Source organism: Ottowia thiooxydans (assembly GCF_040548795.1).
Taxonomy (GTDB): domain Bacteria; phylum Pseudomonadota; class Gammaproteobacteria; order Burkholderiales; family Burkholderiaceae_C; genus Ottowia; species Ottowia thiooxydans_A.
This window is the reverse complement of record NZ_JBEPSH010000003.1, coordinates 12,640-29,326: the sequence shown is the minus strand read 5'-3', so window position 1 is coordinate 29,326 and position 16,687 is coordinate 12,640. Positions and strand designations below refer to the sequence as shown.

Annotated in this window: 17 protein-coding genes; all 17 read left to right on the top strand. The window is 56.1% G+C overall.

Annotation, left to right across the window (positions count from 1 at the left end; all coding sequences use genetic code 11):
- Position 1: 1 nt before the first annotated feature.
- The 17 genes from rpmF (at position 2) to era (ending at position 16,442) form a co-directional block, all read left to right on the top strand.
- Positions 2-184, top strand: a complete 183-nt coding sequence (gene rpmF, locus ABIE13_RS07100; RefSeq protein WP_354442426.1) for a 50S ribosomal protein L32 — start codon at positions 2-4, stop codon at positions 182-184.
- 179 nt (positions 185-363) lie between these two features.
- Positions 364-1,407: a phosphate acyltransferase PlsX gene (gene plsX, locus ABIE13_RS07095; RefSeq protein ID WP_354442424.1), complete on the top strand. Its 1,044-nt coding sequence runs from the start codon at positions 364-366 to the stop codon at positions 1,405-1,407.
- A 113-nt stretch (positions 1,408-1,520) separates the two neighbouring features.
- Positions 1,521-2,501, top strand: a complete 981-nt coding sequence (locus ABIE13_RS07090) for a beta-ketoacyl-ACP synthase III (protein WP_354442422.1) — start codon at positions 1,521-1,523, stop codon at positions 2,499-2,501.
- Between the two features lie 128 nt (positions 2,502-2,629).
- Complete coding sequence (fabD, locus tag ABIE13_RS07085) at positions 2,630-3,595, top strand: ACP S-malonyltransferase (RefSeq protein ID WP_354442420.1); 966 nt, start codon at positions 2,630-2,632, stop codon at positions 3,593-3,595.
- A complete protein-coding gene (gene fabG / locus ABIE13_RS07080) occupies positions 3,596-4,342 on the top strand; it encodes a 3-oxoacyl-ACP reductase FabG (protein ID WP_354442418.1) in 747 nt (248 codons plus the stop codon).
- 153 nt (positions 4,343-4,495) lie between these two features.
- Entirely contained in the window at positions 4,496-4,732 is a 237-nt protein-coding gene (gene acpP, locus ABIE13_RS07075) for an acyl carrier protein (protein ID WP_028603046.1), read from the top strand.
- Positions 4,733-4,752: 20 nt separating this feature from the next.
- On the top strand, positions 4,753-5,997 hold the full coding sequence (fabF, locus tag ABIE13_RS07070) for a beta-ketoacyl-ACP synthase II (protein ID WP_354442415.1): 1,245 nt from the start codon (positions 4,753-4,755) through the stop codon (positions 5,995-5,997).
- A 200-nt stretch (positions 5,998-6,197) separates the two neighbouring features.
- The gene (locus tag ABIE13_RS07065; protein WP_354442413.1) at positions 6,198-6,692 is read left to right on the top strand and encodes a hypothetical protein; all 495 of its coding nucleotides are present in this window, start codon (positions 6,198-6,200) and stop codon (positions 6,690-6,692) included.
- A 35-nt stretch (positions 6,693-6,727) separates the two neighbouring features.
- On the top strand, positions 6,728-7,360 hold the full coding sequence (gene rpoE, locus ABIE13_RS07060; RefSeq protein WP_354442411.1) for an RNA polymerase sigma factor RpoE: 633 nt from the start codon (positions 6,728-6,730) through the stop codon (positions 7,358-7,360).
- A 68-nt stretch (positions 7,361-7,428) separates the two neighbouring features.
- A complete protein-coding gene (locus ABIE13_RS07055; RefSeq protein ID WP_354442409.1) occupies positions 7,429-8,058 on the top strand; it encodes a sigma-E factor negative regulatory protein in 630 nt (209 codons plus the stop codon).
- Positions 8,058-9,287 (top strand): MucB/RseB C-terminal domain-containing protein, encoded by a 1,230-nt coding sequence (locus ABIE13_RS07050; RefSeq protein ID WP_354442407.1) that lies wholly within the window; start codon positions 8,058-8,060, stop codon positions 9,285-9,287. Before ABIE13_RS07055 ends, ABIE13_RS07050 begins: the two co-directional genes overlap by 1 nt.
- Before the next feature lie 229 nt (positions 9,288-9,516).
- Positions 9,517-11,004 carry a DegQ family serine endoprotease gene (locus ABIE13_RS07045; RefSeq protein WP_436278381.1) on the top strand — a complete coding sequence of 496 codons (1,488 nt, stop codon included), beginning with the start codon at positions 9,517-9,519 and terminating at the stop codon, positions 11,002-11,004.
- A 566-nt stretch (positions 11,005-11,570) separates the two neighbouring features.
- The gene (gene lepA / locus ABIE13_RS07040; RefSeq protein WP_354442405.1) at positions 11,571-13,379 is read left to right on the top strand and encodes a translation elongation factor 4; all 1,809 of its coding nucleotides are present in this window, start codon (positions 11,571-11,573) and stop codon (positions 13,377-13,379) included.
- Positions 13,379-14,344, top strand: a complete 966-nt coding sequence (lepB, locus tag ABIE13_RS07035; RefSeq protein ID WP_354442924.1) for a signal peptidase I — start codon at positions 13,379-13,381, stop codon at positions 14,342-14,344. Before lepA ends, lepB begins: the two co-directional genes overlap by 1 nt.
- 36 nt (positions 14,345-14,380) lie before the next feature.
- Positions 14,381-14,749, top strand: a complete 369-nt coding sequence (locus ABIE13_RS07030) for a DUF4845 domain-containing protein (RefSeq protein WP_354442403.1) — start codon at positions 14,381-14,383, stop codon at positions 14,747-14,749.
- Positions 14,750-14,767: 18 nt separating this feature from the next.
- Positions 14,768-15,475 (top strand): ribonuclease III, encoded by a 708-nt coding sequence (gene rnc / locus ABIE13_RS07025; RefSeq protein WP_354442402.1) that lies wholly within the window; start codon positions 14,768-14,770, stop codon positions 15,473-15,475.
- Complete coding sequence (era, locus tag ABIE13_RS07020) at positions 15,447-16,442, top strand: GTPase Era (RefSeq protein ID WP_354442401.1); 996 nt, start codon at positions 15,447-15,449, stop codon at positions 16,440-16,442. Before rnc ends, era begins: the two co-directional genes overlap by 29 nt.
- The last annotated feature ends 245 nt before the right edge of the window (positions 16,443-16,687 follow it).

Below are 16,687 nucleotides of genomic sequence, written 5' to 3'. Positions count from 1 at the left end.
CATGGCCGTTCAGCAAAACAAAAAATCGCCGTCCAAGCGCGGCATGCATCGTTCGCACAATGCACTCACCACACCAGGTACTGCTGTGGAGCCAACTACAGGTGAAATGCACCTGCGTCACCATATCAGCCCCAACGGTTTCTACCGTGGTCGCCAGGTGATCAAGTCCAAGGCTGAAGCCTGAGGCTGAATTTTTGACTATGCAGAGAAGTCTGCCGGCCCCGCTGGTCTGATTTCCTTGCATATACTTGCTGGGCCCGAGCCTACGCTCATACGTAGTTTCGGGCTCTTGCTGTTTTTGGGCGGCAAATATCTAATTCAAGGTATACGGCGCTTTCAGGCGCCGAGCTTCATGGGGAATGCATGATCGTTCTGGCAGTTGATTGCATGGGTGGTGACCACGGCCCCAAGGTCACGCTACCGGCCTGCCAGCAATTTCTCGAGAAGCATCCCGATGCAAAGCTTTTGCTGGTTGGTCAGCCTGAAGCTTTGGCATCCCTCAGCCACCCGCGCGCCCAAGTCGTAGCGGCCAGTGAGGTCGTCAGCATGGACGATAGCGTTGAGATCGCCTTGCGCAAAAAGAAGGATTCGTCCATGCGCATCGCCATTCAGCAGGTCAAGGATGGGGCTGCACAGGCCGCGATTTCTGCCGGCAATACCGGTGCACTCATGGCCATTGCTCGCTATCTTCTCAAAACCTTGGACGGAATTGAGCGGCCAGCCATCGCTACGCAGATGCCCAATGCCAAGGGCGGTGCCACAACCGTTCTGGATCTCGGCGCCAACGTGGACTGCACAGCCGAGCATTTGCTGCAGTTCGCCGTCATGGGGTCCGCCCTTGTTTCCGTGCTCAAAAATGATGACCACCCTTCGGTCGGATTGTTGAATATCGGTGAAGAGATGATCAAGGGGAGCGATGAAATCAAGCGGGCAGGGGATTTGCTTCGGTCTGCCGGACGGTCGAATGATTTGAATTTTTATGGAAATGTCGAAGGCAATGACATTTTCAAAGGCACGGTCGATATCGTGGTGTGCGATGGCTTCGTGGGTAATGTCGCACTCAAAACCAGCGAAGGCCTTGCCGGCATGATTGTGAGTTTCCTCAAGGAAGAGTTTTCACGCTCTATCTTTACGAAAATTGCGGCCATTTTTGCCTATCCTGTTCTTAAGTCTCTGCAAAAGCGCATGGACCATAGGCGCTACAACGGCGCGGCACTGCTGGGGCTGCGCGGCTTGGTCTTCAAGAGTCATGGTTCTGCTGATGCAGTGGCCTTCGAGCAGGCCCTCGAGCGCGCGTATGATGCCGCTAGTCGGCAACTGCTGAGTCGCGTTCAAGCGCGAATTTCTCAGGCGGCGCCTTTGCTGACCGCTTCCGCCGTTGGCGCGGGCGCCGAGACACCGGCTTAGCGCAAAGTAGCGCCCCACGTTTGCGTGGTCGCTGCCCCATGGGTGTATGGCTAGGGGCGGCGGCATCGCATGAGAGAGGCAGTTTCATCTCGTTTGAAGGCCACCAATAAAAAATGACCCGTCGCTATTCCCGTATCACTGGCACCGGCAGTTATCTGCCGCCGCGCCGCGTCAGCAACGAAGATCTGGTTTCAGAATTGGCGGAGCGGGGCATCGAAAGCTCTGATCAGTGGATCGTTGAGCGAACCGGTATCCAGGCTCGTCACTTTGTCGACCCCGAAATGATGTGCAGTGATCTGGCTGTTCCCGCTGCTCAAGCTGCCATTCAGGCGGCGGGGCTGCAAGCCTCTGACATTGACTTGATAGTCGTTGCGACATCTACGCCGGACATGGTATTTCCTGCTACGGCTGCAATCGTGCAAAACAAGCTCGGCATCGCGGGCTGTCCAGTGTTTGATGTGCAGGCCGTTTGCAGCGGATTCATCTATGCATTGGCGGTTGCCGACGCCATGATCGCCAACGGCACGGCCAATCGGGCCCTGGTGATCGGATCAGAGGTTTTTTCGCGTCTGCTCGATTTCAACGACCGTACGACCTGCGTATTGTTTGGTGATGGCGCAGGCGCAGTGGTGCTGGAGGCCAGTTCCACGCCAGGAATTCTGGCTACAGATTTGCACGCCGATGGCAAGCACGTGGGCATCCTTTGTGTTCCAGGCCATGTCTCCGGTGGCAAGGTCACCGGCAGCCCGTTGCTCACCATGGATGGGCAAGCCGTCTTTAAGCTGGCAGTTGGCGTGCTCGACAAGGCTGCGCGGGCTGTTCTGGCAAAAGCTGGCAAGACCGAAGCAGACATCGATTGGTTGATTCCGCATCAGGCCAATATCCGCATCATGCAGGGAACAGCCAAGAAGCTGCATCTACCCCCCGAAAAGATGGTAGTCACCGTGCATGAGCACGGAAATACCTCGGCGGCGTCGATTCCCCTGGCGCTGGACCATGCGGTGCGTGCAGGCAAGATATCCAAAGGCCAGACACTTTTGCTTGAGGGTGTCGGTGGAGGCTTCACATGGGGAGCTGTCCTCCTGGAATTCTGATATAGCCCGGGGAAATAGCCCTTGGTACGCCTGACGCGCGGCGATAGTCAGATGCAGCGCTGATAATCGTCTAGCTTTTAGATTTTCCAAAGATTCCATAGAAGATCCAATACTGGGTCCTAGCTTTCATGAAACCTGTAGCATTCGTTTTCCCTGGTCAAGGTTCTCAGTCGGTCGGTATGCTGGACGCCTGGGGCGATCATCCAGCCGTCATGGAAACGCTGGCAGAAGCGTCTGATGCTTTGGGTCAGGACGTTTCAGCCCTCATTCACGACGGCCCTAAAGAGGCTCTCGCTCTGACCACCAACACCCAGCCGGTCATGCTGGTCGCCGGAATTGCTGCCTGGCGTGCCTGGAGGTCTGAAGGCGGGGATCTGCCTGCTGCTCTGGCAGGTCATTCTCTGGGTGAGTATTCGGCACTTGTGGCTGCAGAGGCGCTCACACTTGCCCAGGCCGCTCCACTTGTGAGATTTCGTGCCGCTGCCATGCAGGAGGCAGTACCCGTCGGTACTGGTGCCATGGCCGCCATCCTGGGGCTTGACGCCGAGAAAGTCATCCTCGGCTGCGCTGAGGCCACTCAGGCCATGGGCACAGAGTCCGAAATTGTCGAGGCTGTCAATTTCAACGACCCGGCGCAAACCGTCATTGCCGGTAGCAAGGCGGCAGTTGAGAAGGCTTGCGAAGTGCTGAAAAGCATGGGGGCCAGGCGTGCATTACCGCTACCGGTCTCTGCGCCTTTTCATTCGACCTTGATGAGCCCGGCAGCGGAAAAGCTGAGAGAGAAGCTATCTGAAGTCGAATTGGCCACGCCGCGCATCCCCGTCGTCAATAACATCGACGTGTCCATTGAGGACGAGCCCGCTCGCATCCGCGACGCTCTTTATCGCCAGGCGTTTGGTCCCGTGCGCTGGGTGGAATGCGTTCATAAGATCAAGGCCATGGGAATAGGTACACTCGTTGAGTTTGGGCCAGGTAAGGTACTGGCTGGAATGACGAAGAGAATTGATGCCGGGATGGAGGGCCTTGCGGTCTACGACCCCGCATCCCTTGAACAAACCAAGGCGCTGGTGGCCAGCTTGGCCGGGAGAGACTGAATGTCGGGCAATACTACGGGCCAAGTGGCCTTGGTCACGGGTGCTTCGCGCGGCATTGGTGCGGCCATTGCGGCTGAATTGGCGGCGCTTGGCTTCAAAGTCGTGGGTACAGCCACCACTGATGATGGCGCTGCGCGCATCAGCGCCTCGCTTTCGTCTCATCCTCACTGCCGTGGAGCCCGCCTTGATGTCAATGACGCAACGGCTGTAGAAGCGCTTATCGACAGCATTGTCAAAGAGCACGGAGAGCTGCACGTACTGGTGAATAACGCAGGCATCACGCGCGACATGTTGGCCATGCGTCTGAAAGACGATGACTGGGACGCCGTACTGGATACGAATCTGAAAGCCGTATTTCGCACAAGTCGTGCTGTAATACGGCCCATGATGAAACAGCGTTATGGCCGCATCATCAACATCACGAGTGTGGTGGGTGCGGCAGGCAATCCTGGTCAGGTCAACTATGCAGCGGCCAAAGCCGGTGTAGCCGGTATGACAAGAGCACTTGCTCGCGAACTGGGAAGCCGCAACATTACAGTTAATTGTGTGGCCCCAGGCTTTATCTCTACAGACATGACGGCAGCGCTATCAGAAGAACAGCAAAAAGCCCTCGCAGGGCAAATTCCGCTGGGTCGCTTAGGGCAACCTGGCGACATTGCTCATGCTGTGGCCTACCTTGCCAGCCCTCTTGCCGGCTACGTGACGGGGCAGGAATTGCACGTGAATGGCGGGATGTTCATGGCCTGAACTTGCCCTGCAAGCCAGACCTTATTCAATCCTTTTTATCCATACCGCGGCTCCATCTGAAGTCACTGTAACTTTCTCTACCGGCGCGTCTCAGACCCCAGGCTCTGTAAGCGCGGGTAAAATCCTTTTTTTTATAACCCTTAGAGGGAATCCATGAGCGATATCGAAGCACGTGTCAAGAAAATCATCGCCGAACAACTCGGCGTGGAAGAGTCACAAGTCACCAACGAAAAGGCCTTCGTGGCTGATCTGGGTGCAGACTCGCTCGACACCGTGGAACTGGTGATGGCATTGGAAGACGAGTTCGGCATTGAAATTCCTGACGAAGACGCCGAAAAAATCACTACTGTGCAAGCGGCGATTGATTACGCCACCTCCAAGAAGGCCTAAGTACTGAGATGAGCTTTCCGATGAGCCGGCGCCGCGTTGTCGTCACAGGTCTGGGTTGTGTGAGCCCCGTGGGTAACACAGTGGCTGAGAGCTGGGCCAATTTGCTCGCGGGCCGGTCGGGCATAGATTTGATTACCCAGTTCGATGCCAGTGCGTTCGCGTGCAGGTTCGCTGGAGAGGTCAAGGGATTCAGTGTCACTGACTACATGCCCGAAAAAGAAGCGCGCCATATGGATCGCTTCATTCATCTGGGAATTGCTGCAGCCACGCAAGCGATAAGCGATGCGGGCCTTCCAACGGGAGACGCTCTGACGCCAGAATTGGCAGAGCGAATCGGTTGCAATATTGGCTCCGGCATCGGTGGGTTGCCCATGATTGAAGCCACGCACACCGAGTTGGTCAATCGCGGCCCTCGTCGGGTGTCCCCGTTTTTCGTGCCAGCCTCGATCATCAACATGATCTCTGGGCACGTCTCTATTCAAAATGGCTTCAAAGGCCCCAACATTTCTGTTGTGACAGCTTGCACCACAGGTCTGCATGCCATTGGTGTGTCGGCGCGACTTATCCAGTGCGGCGATGCCGATGTGATGGTGGCGGGTGGCGCTGAGTCCACCGTATCTCCTTTGGGGGTCGGGGGCTTTGCAGCTGCCAGAGCTTTGTCTACCCGCAATGACGACCCCAAAACAGCTTCTCGTCCCTGGGACAAAGGTCGCGATGGATTTGTCCTGGGTGAGGGCGGCGGAGTCATGGTGCTCGAAGAGTACGAGCATGCTCGTCAACGCGGTGCAAAAATTTATGCCGAGCTGATTGGCTTCGGCATGAGTGGTGATGCCTATCACATCACCGCCCCCGATGTCGATGGCCCCAAGCGTTCCATGCAATCTGCGCTGCGCGATGCAGGCGTGAACCCCGATGCGCTTGATTACATCAATGCTCACGGCACATCTACGCCGCTAGGGGACCTCAATGAAACCAATGCCATCAAGGCAGCGCTGGGCGATCACGCCAAACGCGTGGTGGTCAACTCTACCAAGAGCATGACCGGACATTTGCTCGGTGGCGCAGGGGGTATTGAAAGCGTATTTACTGTGCTGGCGATCCATCATCAGAAGAGTCCGCCAACTACCAACATTTTTGAGCAAGATCCGGAATGTGATCTTGATTATTGTGCCAACACCGCTCGCGATATGAAAATTGATGTGGCGTTGAAGAACAATTTCGGATTTGGTGGCACTAACGGGTCATTGGTATTCAAACGAGTCTGATACGACCGCTTCGCGGCTGCTTGAGTGGTTCAGTCTCTGGGCTGGATCGCTTTCAAGCCGTCTGCCGTCTGAATACTCACTCCAGCCTTTTCTCTATCCCATTCTGCGGCTTTCAGTTGTCAAGAAGTACCGCTTGCGGTCCGTTGGGCGCCTGGGCTGTGCTGGGTTAGGTCAGGACAAGGCCACTTGAATCATGCAAGATGAACGAAGTCCCTTTGGTGGTTTATCCAGTCGGGCGCACTCGCCTTCTGGCTGGAGCGCTTCTGGGGCTTTGGCTCATCGCAGCCTTGGTGAGCTTGGGGTGGTTGCTGGCACAGGTTTCAGACCGGGCTTCCTTCATCTGGAGGATAAGCCTGCTTATAACGGTACTGCTTGCCTGCGGCTTTGGCCTGATTTTTTTCTGGCGTGCGCAAATATCTCAGCGGCTGGTCTTCGATGGAGGACAATGGTGGCTTTACGGGCCAGACATGACCCCGCAGGCCAACCATGGCGAGCCTGTCGCCGTCATGCTGGACGCATGGGGCGGAATGCTTTTACGTTGGCCAGGGGTGGGGCATGGTCTCAATTCCCAGGCAAAGTGGCTGTGGGCCGAGGCGACGAGTGTCCCGTCTCGCTGGCATTTACTGCGCTGTGCGCTTTATTCGCCTGCCAATCGGCCTGTGGCCGAGGTGTCCGGTGACCCTACCCAACCCTGATTTTTCAAGCTGCGCCCGCGCAGGTAACTTTATCCTTGTCTCTACCATCTGAACCTCCCGTTTCCGCTGCCGACAGCGACGCCCGGCTGGTCGAGCGCGCCGCTGCGGGTGATCATCGGGCGTTCGAGCTGTTGGTCATCAAGTATCAGCGTCGCATCGAACGACTGATCGGCCGCATGGTACGGGACGTCGACCTGATCCCGGATATTGCGCAGGAAACCTTCATTCGTGCCTGGCGTGCCTTGCATCAATTCCGGGGAGATGCCCAGTTCTACACTTGGCTGTACCGCATTGCAGTCAACACAGCCAAGAAAACGCTTCTGGAAATGAAGCGCGATCCCACCGTGACGGAAGCCGCTTTGTTATCTGCTGAGAGCGAAGATGAAACTTCCCGGCCGCAAAACGAACTAACCTCTGAAGCGACCCCTGAAACTGAGTTGGCAGCGCGTGAAATTGCAGCAGCTGTCAATGCAGCAATGGAAGCTTTACCCGAAGATTTGCGCCAGGCAGTGACTTTGCGTGAAATCGAGGGTTTAAGTTATGAAGAGATTTCGGAAGCTATGAATTGCCCCATTGGAACGGTGCGTTCCCGGATTTTCCGGGCGCGAGAAGCTATCTCCGTGAAGGTCAAACCTTTGCTGAGTCACCAGATGGGCAAACGCTGGTAATCTCAGATTGCCGGTAAACATGGGCTCATGAGGCGGGAATTGATGCTGAAGTGCTAATGATGGTCAATATGAAAACTCAAGAACAAACCCAACTGTGTGAACAGGTGTCGGCATTGATGGACGGCCAATTGAGCGGTGCCGAATTCGATGCTGCAGCGCAAAACGCTTCACTAGGCGAGATGCGCGAGAGTTGGCACCTATACCATGTGATCGGAGACGTTCTCAGATCCCCCGAGTTGGCCGATTGCCGGCGTGATGCGCTCTTCCTGGAGCGTCTGGGCGAGCGTCTTAAGCTCGAAACCCCCGTGCCCGTCGCAGTGATGCCGGTCGCTCTCGATGCTTCAATACCCGTTGCGGTCGAAGAGCGCATGGGCCGTTCAGCGGCCAATGATGGGGTGTTTCGCTGGAAATTGGTGGCTGGATTTGCCTCTTTTGCGGCAGTCGCAGCCATAGGGTGGGGCGCTTTGGGCAGCCTGGGGCCGCGACCTGCAGGTCCTCAAATGGCTCAGAACGGAACGCCAGGTCTCAGCTTGGTTCAACCAGCTGTCTCGGTGGCCGAGACTGAACCTCCGGTCATGCTGCGTGACGCCCGTCTTGATGAATTGCTGTCAGCCCACAGGCAAGCCTCCGGTGCATCTGCACTAGGCGATGCCTCCGGTTTCCTGCGCAATGCCACCTTCGAAGGGCCTTCTCGTTGATGATCAGCGTATTGGCGGCCCCGCACCGTATCGCGACCGAATGTGGTCGCACCCCTGCTGGCAATTTGGCGCATACATTACTGCGCGCTGCGTTGGCGTGGGGCGCCGGAGGCATTTTGACTTTGGCTTGTGCCCAGGCTGGAGGGCAATTCGGTCCCGCTGGCACGCAGCCTGCCGGATCGCAACGTTCCAGTCCGTCCACTGGTGCGGGGCAGTTTGGACCTGCGGGGGCGCCCGTCGCGGGTGCTCAACGCTCCGCCCCACCTTCAGGCGTGGGGCAGTTTGGGCCTGGCGGAGCGCAGCTTGTCGGGCCACCAGAGCGCACCGTCTCTGAATGGTTGGTACGCTTGCAGCAGGCGTCACGTTGGCCGGCTTATGCCGGCACTTTCGTCGTTTCTTCCGCGTCCGGGGCGCTATCCAGTGCACGTATCTGGCACGTGTGTGAAGGCGACACCCAGATCGAGCGTGTGGAGTCCTTGACCGGTGCACCGAGGTTGACCTACCGGCGCAATGATTCAGTGGTGACGTTCTTTCCTCAGACACGTGTCATGCAAAACGAACGACGCGAGTCGAACGGAGCATTTCCTTCACTGCTGAATTCGTCTGAGGAATTCGAGACCGAGAATTTTTATAGCGCCCGTCAGCACGGGCACGGCCGTGTCGCGGGCTTTGATGCAGACATCGTGCAGCTCTTGCCACTTGATGAACTGCGTTTTGGCTACCGCATCTGGAGTGAAAAACGCACTGGTCTGGTAGTGAAGATGCAGACGCTCGCCAGCGATGGGCGTGTGCTTGAACAAGTGGCATTTTCGGAACTTCAGCTCGACGCGCCACTCAGTATGGACAAGCTCAAGCAAATGATGGCCCAGACTGATGGCTATCGGCTTGAGAAGTCGGACAAGGTCAAGACCACGGCTACCTCTGAAGGATGGAGCCTGAAATCTCCCGTGCCGGGATTCAGTGCCCAGAGTTGCTACAGAAAATCCCCCGCATCGGCCTCGAGAATGGTGCAGTGGATCTTCTCTGACGGCTTGGCTACGGTCTCGCTGTTCATGGAACCTTTCAATCGCGAACGCCATGTCCGCGAAGGCCAGTCTGCCCTTGGTGCTACGCATACTCTGACGAAACGCCTGGCCGACAAGACTGGTGACTGGTGGGTAACCGCCGTAGGCGAAGTCCCGATGGTCACGCTTAAAGCCTTTACCGACAGCTTGGAGCGTAAGAACTGATGCACCTGTGCCTGCGTCTCGATGACGCGGTCGGTACCGCTGCAAGCGGCCTTGCGACTCTTGCTGAGTGAAGGCCATTGTTTATTCGCAGGGCGAAGTCAATAGGCCAAGCTTTAAGGCTTGAAAACTCGGTCAGAGGGGCAACTTGAAGGTTCATGCCCTAGGCATGCAGTCGTTGGTTCGTTGCGCCACGTATTTTTTGCTATTCATGAGAAGAGAGCATCCTGATATGGTGAATCTGAAAATCAAGAAGTTGGCTTTGGCAACATGGGTTGCTCCGTTGATCGTGAGCGGCACCATGGCAGGCTTGGCAGCTCCTGCGCAAGCTCAGCAGACTCCAGTGGCTGCATCGGTACGTGGGCTGCCTGATTTCACTGACCTGGTTGAGCAGGTCGGGCCTGCTGTAGTGAATATCCGAACCATGGAGCGAGTGCGCGCGGGCTCTGATGGCGCGGGCGGACCGATGGATGAAGAAATGCAGGAGTTTTTCCGGCGCTTCTTTGGTATTCCCATGCCTAATGCGCCACGCCAGCCTCAACGTCCCAACCGCCCTCAACCCGAGCAGGAACAGCCACGCGGCGTAGGTTCAGGCTTCATTCTTTCCGGCGATGGCTTTGTCATGACCAATGCCCACGTGGTCGACGGAGCAGACGAAGTGATTGTCACCCTCCCTGACAAACGCGAATTCAAGGCCAAGATCGTGGGCGTCGACAAACGCACAGATGTCGCAGTAGTCAAGATTGAGGCTACAGGGCTTCCATTCGTCAAGATCGGGGATATCAACCGTTTGCGCGTGGGGGAATGGGTGGTCGCCATCGGGTCTCCTTTCGGGCTTGAAAATTCAGTCACTGCGGGCATCGTCAGCGCCAAGCAGCGAGACACGGGTGATTACCTTCCGTTGATCCAGACCGATGTCGCAGTCAACCCGGGAAATTCCGGCGGCCCGTTGCTGAATATGCGCGGGGAAGTGGTCGGCATCAATAGCCAGATATATTCGCGCTCAGGCGGCTATATGGGCATTTCCTTCGCTATTCCAATTGACGAAGCGATGCGAGTGAGCGAGCAATTGCGCGTCAGCGGAAGAGTCACCCGCGGCCGCATCGGCGTTCAGATTGACCAGGTGACCAAGGACGTTGCCGAATCGATTGGACTGGGTAAGCCACAAGGCGCCTTGGTACGCAGCGTGGAGGCTGGCTCCCCGGCTGAGAAAGCAGGCGTTGAGGCAGGTGACATCATCACGCGCTTTGAAGGCAAGCCGATAGAAAAAGCGTCTGACTTGCCCCGCCAGGTGGGCAATGTCAAACCCGGTTCTCGCAGCACTATTACTGTGTTCCGCCGCGGGGCCAGCCGTGATCTGTCCATCACGGTCGCGGAGTTGGAGCCAGAGAAGACTGCTCGCCGCACTCCCGAACGCGCAGAGACGCCGAAATCCACGGCCTCCGTGCAGGCGCTTGGCCTGACGGTCACGGCACTGACTGATGCTCAGCGCAAAGAACTCAAAGTCAAACGCGGCGTTCGGGTTGAATCTGCTGCGGATAGTGCAGCTAGAGCAGGTTTGCGCGAAGGCGATGTGATCCTGTCGGTGGGCAACACCGAGATCGATTCTGTGAAGGAGTTCGAGGCGGCAGCGGCCAAGACGGACCGAACCAAGCCTGTCACCGTGCTGGTTTTGCGTGGTGACCTGGTCCAATACGTCATCGTGAGGCCCAACCGCTGAAGCGCTTATTACAGGCCTGAGTCCCTAAGGCAGTAGGTGAACTGGCGGCGTTCGGTACCACCAGCCCCTTGAAATTACGGAGATGACGGCTTGAGAAAAGCCCCAGCCCCCAGTCGGGATTGGGGCTTTTTTGCGACGTCCAGTTTGAACAACTGGGTTTGCGAAGGCGGATCACCTAATTGTTTCAACAGGTTCTCATTTGGCTTACATATTGTTTTAGATAGAATCACGCCTAGATTAGCCAACCAACACGCATATGGAGGCACCCTAAATCCACAATGCGGAAATTGGCCTCACCACATTACATGCATTCCACAAAAAGACCACAGCTTGTCCAAAGGGAAGTCCACCCAATCTGTTGATAAGCTGTTGATAAAATTCCGTTGCTGCGTCGCAACGACCGATGATTCGTGATTTGAGGCTTCGAAAAAGGCGCTTTTTGCCTACAATGAAGCTCCAACTATCGCAGTTGCCATAGATTGTTGGTTGAGGGCGCGTCACTTCTTTGGCGCGCCCTTTTTTCATGCGCACTACCCGTTATTTCAAATACTTGGCTCGACTCCTTGATGGACCACATCAGAAATTTCTCGATCATCGCGCACATTGACCATGGCAAATCCACGCTAGCGGACCGCTTGATCCAGCGCTGCGGAGGTCTTGCTGACCGTGATATGGAGGCGCAGGTACTGGACTCGATGGACATCGAGAAAGAGCGGGGGATAACCATCAAGGCACAGACCGCAGCGCTGCAATACAAAGCACGTGATGGCAAGGTCTACAACCTCAATCTCATCGACACGCCAGGCCACGTCGATTTCTCCTATGAGGTTTCCCGTTCGCTTTCCGCGTGTGAAGGCGCACTGCTCGTGGTTGACGCTTCTCAAGGCGTTGAAGCGCAAACCGTAGCGAACTGCTACACCGCTTTGGACCTCGGTGTTGAGGTGGTGCCCGTTCTCAACAAGATGGATCTACCGCAAGCGGATCCAGAAACAGCCAAGCAAGAAATCGAAGACGTGATTGGCATAGATGCCAGTGAGGCCATCGCAATTTCTGCGAAGACAGGCATGGGTATCGAAGACGTTCTGGAGCAGATCGTCGCCAAGGTGCCTGCACCACGTGGCCAGCCAGAGGCGCCATTGCGCGCGATGATCATCGACAGCTGGTTCGATGCTTATGTGGGCGTCGTGATGCTTGTGCGAGTGGTCGACGGGTACCTGAACAAAGGCGAACGCTTCCGAATGATGGCCACGGCCGCTGCCTACGAGGCCAACACGCTGGGTGTATTCACTCCTGCTCCGCAACAGCGCGAAAGGCTGTCTGCGGGCGAGGTGGGCTACATCATCGCGGGTATCAAGGAGCTGAAGGTTGCCAAGGTTGGCGACACCATTACGCTGGAGAAAAAGCTCCCGGGCAATCTGGGGCCTGCTGAAAAAGCCTTGCCAGGTTTCAAGGAAATCCAGCCGCAGGTTTTCGCTGGTCTTTACCCCACCGAAGCCAACCAATATGACGCACTTCGGGACAGCCTTGAGAAGCTGCAACTCAACGATGCCTCCCTGCATTTCGAGCCAGAGGTGTCGCAAGCCTTGGGCTTCGGTTTCCGTTGTGGATTTCTTGGCTTGCTTCACATGGAGATCGTGCAAGAACGATTGGAGAGGGAATTCGATCAGGATCTGATCACCACTGCACCCAGCGTTGTGTACGAGGTGGAAAGGGCGGATGGCGAAGTCATCATGGTGGAAAACCCATCCAAGATGCCGGAGGCGAGCAAGATCAACGAAATTCGTGAACCCATCGTGACCGTGCACTTGTACATGCCGCAGGAATACGTGGGACCAGTGATGACGCTCGCCAATCAGAAGCGAGGTGTTCAGCTGAACATGTCCTATCACGGTCGCCAGGTCATGCTGACTTATGAGCTGCCACTCGGCGAAATCGTGCTCGACTTCTTCGACAAACTGAAAAGCGTGAGCCGAGGCTATGCCAGCATGGACTACGAATTCAAGGAATACCGAGCTTCGGATGTGGTGAAGGTCGACATCATGCTGAATTCGGAGAAGGTCGATGCTTTGTCTATCATCGTTCACAGAAGTCAGTCGCAGTACCGCGGGCGTGCTGTAGCCGCCAAGATGCGTGAAATCATCAGCCGTCAGCAGTTTGACGTGGCTATCCAGGCAGCCATTGGCGCTAACATCATCGCTCGTGAAAACATCAAGGCGCTGCGCAAGAACGTGCTGGCCAAGTGTTACGGCGGCGATATCTCGCGTAAACGCAAGCTCTTGGAAAAGCAGAAAGCGGGCAAGAAGAGAATGAAGCAGATTGGTTCGGTTGAAGTGCCTCAAGAGGCGTTTTTGGCAATCTTGCAGGTGGAAGAATGATGCCGTTTTTGACTGCCATCGTTTTGGCCGGATTCGTCGCTTACGCCGGCTCCTGGTATTTCGGAATGATCGAAGGCAATTTCGCGTTGCTTTTGTTCTTGGCGACCGTGGTGACCGGCTTGTACTGGTTGGCCGAACGTTTCATTTTTCTACCCCGTCGGCGTGCCGCAGCCAAAACCCTTGAGGGGCAGGACGAGAGCCGTCGTGCCAAATTGGCTGCGCAAGGCATCCAGGATGCAGACGGAGATGTTTCGACCGCGCGCGAGCGAATCATGGCGCAACCGTGGTGGCTCGATTGGACGGCAGGATTGTTCCCCGTCATCTTGATCGTTTTTCTGCTGCGCTCCTTTGTTTTCGAACCCTTCAAGATCCCATCGGGGTCCATGATTCCGACTCTGTTGATCGGTGATCTGATTTTGGTGAACAAATTCACATACGGCTTGAAGCTTCCCGTACTCAATACCCGCATAACACAGGGAAATCCGATACAAAGTGGAGATGTGGTTGTGTTTCGCTACCCGCCCAAGCCCAGCGTGGATTACATCAAGCGCGTAATTGGTGTACCGGGGGATGAAGTCTCTTATCTGAACAAGAAACTCACCATCAACGGCAAGCCCGTGGTTCAAACTCCCGGTTCGGATTTCTTTGACGAGTCCATGATGAAGTACTACCAATATTTTGACGAGCAGCTAGGCGTCAAGAAGCACGGCATCATCGTAGACGAGACCAGATCCGCTTTTGTTTCCGGGGTCGACGATTTCAAGTTCAAGCAAAATTGCCGCTACAGTGTTGAGGGCGTTAGCTGCAAGGTGCCTGAAGGGCATTACTTTGTGATGGGGGACAATCGCGACAATTCAGCGGATTCACGCTACTGGGGTTTCGTGCCTGACGGCAATGTCGTCGGCAAGGCTTTCTTAGTGTGGATGAATTTCAGCGATCTGAAACGAATTGGCGCGTTCAATTAATCAATGGCACAAAAAACCAAAATGATCAGAAGGCGCATGAACACCGGGCGCATCTCTTCTCAAAAGGGAATATCTTTCATTGGCCTGCTTTTTCTGGGAGTGGTCTTTGCCTTCCTGGCCATCGTGGGAGCCAAGGTAGTGCCCACGGCCAGTGAATTCATGTCCATCCAGAAGGCCGCCAAGAAAGCCGCGGCAGACGGAGATACCGTTCCTGCCGTACGTGCTGCCTTCGATCGCACTGCATCGGTGGACTACATCAGTTCCATTTCTGGCAAAGACCTCGATATCACCAAAGAAGGTGACAAGATTGTGGTCAGGTTTGCCTATGAGAAGGAAATTGCGCTGTTTGGCCCGGCCTATCTTCTTATTAAATACGCCGGCTCCTCTGCTGGGGGCTATAACTGAAGCCGCTTTTGTATCGTTATGCAGTCCGCGCTTGATACCCTGCAGGCGCGCCTGCAGCACCGTTTTAAGGAGCCAGCCCTGCTGGCTCGAGCCCTTACGCACCGCAGTTTTTCAGCCGACCACAACGAGCGGTTGGAGTTTCTAGGCGACTCGGTTTTGAATCTGTGTGTGGCTCATTTGCTTTATGAAGCCTTGTCCGATCTGCCGGAGGGCGATCTCTCCCGGGTACGCGCCAACCTGGTCAAACAGGACACTTTGCACCGCCTCGCCCTGGAGCTGGATTTGCCTGAACAACTGCGTTTAGGTGAGGGTGAATTACGCTCTGGCGGTCAAAAGCGACCTTCTATTTTGGCCGATGCGGTGGAAGCACTGATTGGCGCGGTGTATCTTGATTCAGGCTTTTCAGCAGCGCAGGCTCTTGTCGGCAGACTGTTTGATCAGGTGGAAATCAATCCTGGAATGCAGGCTGCGGCCAAAGATCCTAAAACTGCCTTGCAGGAATGGCTGCAAGGGCGCAAGATGCAGTTGCCTCAGTACAGCGTGGCAGGAATCCACGGCGCTGCTCACCGTCAGACCTTTGATGTGCAGTGCACCATCGTTGAATTGAATCTTCACCAAATCGGCAGCGGCCCGTCGCGCCGCGCGGGTGAGCAAGCTGCAGCAGCAGCCATGCTGAAGCTCGTGAACCAGACCCAACATGACAGAAACAAAAAAAAGCACAGCTGACGGCCAGGAGCCATCAGAAGTTCAAGCCCACGTTGAACCTGCCGGTACGCAAGGTGCCACCCAACGCTGTGGACTGATCGCCATCGTTGGTAAGCCCAATGTCGGTAAGTCGACACTCCTGAATGCGCTTGTCGGCCAGAAAATCAGTATCACCAGTCGGAAAGCGCAGACGACACGCCATCGCATCACCGGCATCCGTACATTGCCTACGGGTGACGGGGGAGGGACACAGTTCGTCTTCGTGGACACACCAGGGTTCCAGACTCGACACAGCACAGCGCTGAACAAATCGCTCAACAAGACTGTGGTCGGGGCCATTGATGGCGTCGATCTCGTGCTGTTCGTTGTCGAGGCCGGAAGCTTCACCTTGGGCGATGCCAAAGTGCTGGCATTGCTGAACGAACGCACGCCAACGCTATTGGTCGCCAACAAGCTCGATAACGTACACAGGCGCGCTGAAATTGCCCCTTGGCTGAAGGATATGCAGGAGCGGCACGCTTTTACAGAGTTTGTGCCCATGTCGGCCAAGAACTCCAAGGATGTGGCACGCCTGCTCACGATCTGCGAACGCTACCTTCCGGAGCAGGGCTGGTGGTATTCCGAAGACGAGCTTACCGACAAGAGCGAGAAGTTCCTGTGCAGCGAAGTAGTGCGTGAGAAGCTGTTTCGCTTGACGGGCGATGAGTTGCCCTATACCTCGACGGTCATCATCGACAAATTCGATGAAGAAAAGAGCAAAGCTCACGGGCGCATGGTGCGCGTGGCCGCAACTATTGTGGTTGAACGCGACGGACACAAGGCCATGATCATCGGCGAGAAAGGTGAGCGGCTCAAGCGCATAGGCACGGAAGCCAGGCAGGAACTTGAGAAGCTTATGGATTGCAAGGTGTTTCTTGAGCTTTGGGTCAAGGTCCGCTCCGGTTGGGCAGACGATGAGGCGAGACTGCGCAGCTTTGGATATGAGTAGGCCCATCCTGGGACCCTTTGTGCCTTCCCGCTGCGCTAGGGCCCCCTATGCCGGGCGCCCCCATGCCGGGTGCCCTTACACAAAAGCAATCAGCTCTACGGCCACCGCTTCCGGCCTGCTCCGCAGCTTCCTGATTTTTACCCTCTCTCCCGCCGGCGGGAGAGGGCAGGGGTGAGGGCCAGTGCGTTCAATTCCACACGCGTGCCACCCATGCACGCACGTCCACCTCGTTAGCCCATCGAACC

What these genes read in the sequence shown, in the direction of transcription:
- lepB (WP_354442924.1), top strand. Translation starts at nt 13,379, where the DNA reads ATGCCGTTTTTGACTGCCATCGTTTTGGCCGGATTCGTCGCTTACGCC.
- fabD (WP_354442420.1), top strand. Translation starts at nt 2,630, where the DNA reads ATGAAACCTGTAGCATTCGTTTTCCCTGGTCAAGGTTCTCAGTCGGTC.
- plsX (WP_354442424.1), top strand. Translation starts at nt 364, where the DNA reads ATGATCGTTCTGGCAGTTGATTGCATGGGTGGTGACCACGGCCCCAAG.
- ABIE13_RS07045 (WP_436278381.1), top strand. Translation starts at nt 9,517, where the DNA reads ATGGTGAATCTGAAAATCAAGAAGTTGGCTTTGGCAACATGGGTTGCT.
- rpmF (WP_354442426.1), top strand. Translation starts at nt 2, where the DNA reads ATGGCCGTTCAGCAAAACAAAAAATCGCCGTCCAAGCGCGGCATGCAT.
- ABIE13_RS07055 (WP_354442409.1), top strand. Translation starts at nt 7,429, where the DNA reads ATGAAAACTCAAGAACAAACCCAACTGTGTGAACAGGTGTCGGCATTG.
- ABIE13_RS07030 (WP_354442403.1), top strand. Translation starts at nt 14,381, where the DNA reads ATGAACACCGGGCGCATCTCTTCTCAAAAGGGAATATCTTTCATTGGC.
- acpP (WP_028603046.1), top strand. Translation starts at nt 4,496, where the DNA reads ATGAGCGATATCGAAGCACGTGTCAAGAAAATCATCGCCGAACAACTC.
- rnc (WP_354442402.1), top strand. Translation starts at nt 14,768, where the DNA reads ATGCAGTCCGCGCTTGATACCCTGCAGGCGCGCCTGCAGCACCGTTTT.
- fabF (WP_354442415.1), top strand. Translation starts at nt 4,753, where the DNA reads ATGAGCCGGCGCCGCGTTGTCGTCACAGGTCTGGGTTGTGTGAGCCCC.
- ABIE13_RS07050 (WP_354442407.1), top strand. Translation starts at nt 8,058, where the DNA reads ATGATCAGCGTATTGGCGGCCCCGCACCGTATCGCGACCGAATGTGGT.
- era (WP_354442401.1), top strand. Translation starts at nt 15,447, where the DNA reads ATGACAGAAACAAAAAAAAGCACAGCTGACGGCCAGGAGCCATCAGAA.
- fabG (WP_354442418.1), top strand. Translation starts at nt 3,596, where the DNA reads ATGTCGGGCAATACTACGGGCCAAGTGGCCTTGGTCACGGGTGCTTCG.
- lepA (WP_354442405.1), top strand. Translation starts at nt 11,571, where the DNA reads ATGGACCACATCAGAAATTTCTCGATCATCGCGCACATTGACCATGGC.
- ABIE13_RS07090 (WP_354442422.1), top strand. Translation starts at nt 1,521, where the DNA reads ATGACCCGTCGCTATTCCCGTATCACTGGCACCGGCAGTTATCTGCCG.
- ABIE13_RS07065 (WP_354442413.1), top strand. Translation starts at nt 6,198, where the DNA reads ATGAACGAAGTCCCTTTGGTGGTTTATCCAGTCGGGCGCACTCGCCTT.